This is a genomic window from Bacteroides xylanisolvens XB1A, from assembly GCF_000210075.1.
GTDB lineage: Bacteria > Bacteroidota > Bacteroidia > Bacteroidales > Bacteroidaceae > Bacteroides > Bacteroides xylanisolvens.
In genome coordinates, this window is record NC_021017.1 from 2,254,691 (window position 1) to 2,258,907 (window position 4,217).

Consider the following 4,217-nt stretch of genomic DNA (forward strand, 5'->3'; position numbering starts at 1 on the left):
CTGTTTCCGTTATGATCCGAAAAACATTGGATCCGAAAAATAAAAAAAGAGATAAATCTTCTGATTTACCTCTTTTTTCGCTCTTCCTCTTGGACTTGAACCAAGGACCCTCTGATTAACAGTCAGATGCTCTAACCGACTGAGCTAAGGAAGAATGTTTGCAATCAAGATTTTCAACTTTGCTCTTCCTCTTGGACTTGAACCAAGGACCCTCTGATTAACAGTCAGATGCTCTAACCGACTGAGCTAAGGAAGAATGTTTTTCTCAATTGCGATGCAAAAGTACTAGGTTTTTTTGAAATATGCAATATCTTTGCAAAAAAAATATTAGGAATGGACAAAATAATAGGATTGGGCAACGCCCTGGTAGACGTACTCGCAACCCTGAAGGATGATACTCTTTTGGATGAAATGGGTTTACCCAAAGGAAGCATGCAGCTCATCGATGACGCTAAGTTACAGCAGATTAACATAAAATTTTCACAGATGAAAACCCACTTGGCAACAGGCGGATCGGCAGGAAATGCCATCCTTGGACTGGCTTGTTTGGGTGCCGGAACAGGGTTTATCGGAAAAGTGGGAAATGATAATTATGGAGAATTTTTTCGTGAAAATCTGCAGAAAAATAAGATTGAAGACAAATTATTGAACTCGGACCGACTACCTTCCGGTGTGGCATCCACTTTTATTTCACCGGATGGAGAGCGCACTTTCGGAACCTATCTGGGAGCAGCCGCTTCTTTGAGAGCGGAAGAACTGACGCTGGATATGTTTAAAGGTTACGCGTACCTATTTATAGAAGGCTACCTCGTTCAGGATCATGAAATGATTCTTCATGCCATTGAACTGGCTAAGGAAGCAGGTTTGCAGATTTGTCTGGATATGGCTAGTTATAATATTGTGGCCAATGATCTGGAGTTCTTCTCTTTATTAATAAACAAATATGTCGACATCGTCTTTGCAAACGAAGAAGAAGCGAAAGCCTTTACCGGCAAGGAGCCGGAGGAAGCTTTGGGAGTGATTGCCAAGAAATGCAGTATTGCTATTGTAAAAGTCGGAGCAAGCGGTTCTTATATCCGCAAAGGAACAGAGGAAATAAAGGTTTCGGCCATTCCGGTTCAGAAAGTGGTGGATACTACCGGTGCTGGTGACTATTTCGCTTCCGGATTCTTATATGGATTGACCTGTGGATACTCGTTGGATAAATGTGCAAAAATAGGTTCTATTCTCTCGGGAAATGTTATTCAGGTAATCGGAACAACGATGCCACAGGAACGCTGGGATGAAATTAAGTTAAATATTAACAGGATTCTGGCAGAATAACAAAGGATTAAGCTACTTTTACGACTCATTTAGATTAAAAAGAGGTATGAAAAAATTGCTGAACAGGCGAATAGCTATTGTTGCAGTAGCGGTGATAGCCACAGTTGCTTTCTTTAGTTTCAAGAGCGGAGACGACCGTAATTTCCAGATTGCAAAGAATCTGGATATATTTAACGCGATTGTGAAAGAACTGGATATGTTCTATGTAGATACCATCGATCCGAATAAAACGATTCGGGAAGGGATCGATAATATGCTTTACACCTTGGACCCTTATACGGAATATTATCCGGAAGAAGATCAGAGTGAGTTGGAACAGATGATTAAAGGATCATTCGGTGGTATAGGTTCTTACATTGCTTATAATACGAAACTAAAGCGTTCGATGATTTCTGAACCTTTTGAGGGAACACCTGCTGCAAAAGCCGGACTGAAAGCGGGAGATATCCTGATGGAGATTGACGGAAAAGACCTTGCCGGTAAGAATAATGCGGAAGTCAGCCAGATGTTGCGTGGGCAGGCAGGGACCAGTTTTAAGTTGAAGATTGAGCGTCCGAATGTGAAAGGCGGACGTACGCCGATGGAGTTCACAATTGTGCGTGAGTCTATTCAGAATCCGGCAATACCTTATACTGCCGTATTGGATAACAATATAGGTTACATCGGCCTTAGTACTTTTTCCGGCAATCCTTCCAAAGAATTTAAGAAAGCGTTTCTGGATTTGAAGAAACAGGGAGCTACTTCATTGGTGATAGACCTTCGTAGTAATGGCGGCGGACTGTTGGATGAAGCAGTAGAAATTGCGAATTATTTCTTGCCGCGTGGAAAAGTGATTGTGACGACCAAAGGAAAAATCAAACAGGCCAGTAACACTTATAAAACGTTGCGCGAACCGTTGGATTTGGATATTCCGATTGCCGTACTGGTAAATAGCGGAACGGCTTCTGCTTCTGAAATCTTATCAGGTTCTTTGCAGGATCTCGACCGTGCTGTGATCGTTGGTAACCGTACTTTTGGAAAAGGGCTGGTACAGGTTCCCCGTTCTTTGCCTTATGGCGGAACGATGAAAGTGACTACCTCCAAATATTATATTCCGAGCGGCCGTTGCGTGCAGGCTATTGATTACAAACATCGCAATGAAGACGGAAGTGTCGGCACTATTCCCGACAGTTTAACTAAGGTATTCTATACGGCTGCCGGACGTGAAGTCCGTGATGGAGGTGGTGTAATGCCGGATATTACGATCAAACAAGAGAAATTACCGAATATCCTTTTCTATTTGGTACGTGATAATCTAATCTTCGATTATGCAACGCAGTATTGTTTGAAACATCCCACTATCGTTGCTCCGGAGAAGTTTGAGGTGACAGATGCTGATTATAATGATTTTAAAGCATTGGTGAAGAAAGCCGACTTCAAGTATGACCAACAGAGTGAGAAGATTCTGAAAACGTTGAAAGAAGCTGCCGAGTTTGAAGGATATATGGATGACGCTTCAGAGGAATTCAAAGTGCTAGAGAAGAAGTTGAACCATAATCTCGACCGTGACTTGGATTATTTCTCTACCGACATAAAGAAAATGATTGCTACTGAAATTATCAAACGTTACTATTATCAACGGGGTAATATCATCCAGCAGTTGAAGGATGATGACGGTTTGAAGGAAGCGATGAAAATACTGAATGATCCGGTGAAATACAAAGAAATGCTTAGTGCCCCGGTTGCTAAGAATAAAGAAATATTTTTCAAATATAGATAATACAGAAAACGCGGCTTTGTCATCGACAGGCCGCGTTTTCTGTATCTAATTGTAAATAGTCATATAAGTGTCATCCTCGGATACAGGTATTTGTAACCTCGACTGACACATTTATTGGCGAATCAAAGGGAGAGTGAAATAGAACCTGCTTCCCTGCCCCTCCTGGGAGCGCAGCCAGATACGTCCTCCCATTTTTTCTACTAACATTCTGCAAAGAGTCAGCCCCAATCCGGTTCCCTGAACAAAATCGTTGACCTTTCCAAAGCGGCGGAAAATAGTGGCAACTCTTTCTGCCGGAATACCGATGCCGCTATCTTTCACGTAGAACTCTACAAAATCCTCTTTTTCCCGATACCCGAAATGGATTTCTCCTTTGGGGGTAAACTTTGTGGCGTTACTAAGTAAGTTACTTATAATTTGTATAATACGATTCCAGTCACCGGAGGCATACATGTCCGCATCTACATCATCTAAAATAAGTTTGACTCCGTTTTGCGTCTTATGGCAAAACTGTTGCTTCAGTTGCAGACAGATATCTGTTAACTTGATCGGACGGATGTTGAATTTTAAAGAGTCGGCCTCCAGTGAGGACAGATCCAGAATATCGTTGAATAGATTCAGTAACATTTCCGAATTTCGTTCGATGATTTCCGCATATTGATTCTTCTCTTCCGTAGATGTTGCGAAAGTGATTAGTTTGGAGAATCCGACAATCGCATTGAGCGGAGTGCGTATTTCATGGCTCATGTTTGCAAGAAAAGCAGATTTCAGCCGATCCGACTCTTCTGCCTTGACTCTGGCGGCCTTCAACTCTTTCTGTTGTTGCGCGTTCGTCTGTTCTGCTTCCCATTGTTGGGATATATCACGGCACATACACAACAGATATTTATTATCCAACGGAAAGATGCGGTTTTCGTAGTGATGTAAAACACCGTCCAACATCAGGTCATGTCTGGCTGTGGAACTTTCTCCCGTGAGGATCACTTTATCCATATTCTTGCGGACACTCTCATAAGCTTCTTCCGGCAGAATATCTTTTACGTTAGTGGTGGTGATATTACTGGCATTGATACCTTCTACGTGGTTGGTTGCCGGCGAAGAAGCAAGCTCTATAATATTGGCATCATGGTCGAAG

3 protein-coding genes and 2 tRNA genes are annotated in these 4,217 nt (G+C 42.3%); 2 read left to right on the forward strand and 3 right to left on the reverse strand.

All coding sequences use genetic code 11. The features are described from left to right. Positions 1-80: 80 nt before the first annotated feature. Both BXY_RS09235 and BXY_RS09240 read right to left on the reverse strand, forming a co-directional pair. Positions 81-154, reverse strand: a tRNA-Asn gene (locus BXY_RS09235). A 28-nt stretch (positions 155-182) separates the two neighbouring features. Then, a tRNA-Asn gene (locus BXY_RS09240) sits at positions 183-256 on the reverse strand. A gap of 77 nt (positions 257-333) precedes the next feature. On the opposite strand from BXY_RS09240, the gene BXY_RS09245 reads away from it, so the two are divergent. Together BXY_RS09245 and BXY_RS09250 are read left to right on the forward strand one after the other, a co-directional pair. After that, positions 334-1,323 carry an adenosine kinase gene (locus BXY_RS09245; protein ID WP_008642658.1) on the forward strand — a complete coding sequence of 330 codons (990 nt, stop codon included), beginning with the start codon at positions 334-336 and terminating at the stop codon, positions 1,321-1,323. 46 nt (positions 1,324-1,369) lie between these two features. After that, positions 1,370-3,082 carry a S41 family peptidase gene (locus BXY_RS09250; RefSeq protein WP_015531740.1) on the forward strand — a complete coding sequence of 571 codons (1,713 nt, stop codon included), beginning with the start codon at positions 1,370-1,372 and terminating at the stop codon, positions 3,080-3,082. Between the two features lie 111 nt (positions 3,083-3,193). Here BXY_RS09250 and BXY_RS09255 read toward each other — a convergent pair. After that, a partial coding sequence (locus BXY_RS09255) for a sensor histidine kinase (RefSeq protein WP_208946795.1) occupies positions 3,194-4,217 on the reverse strand: 1,024 nt, incomplete at its 5' end.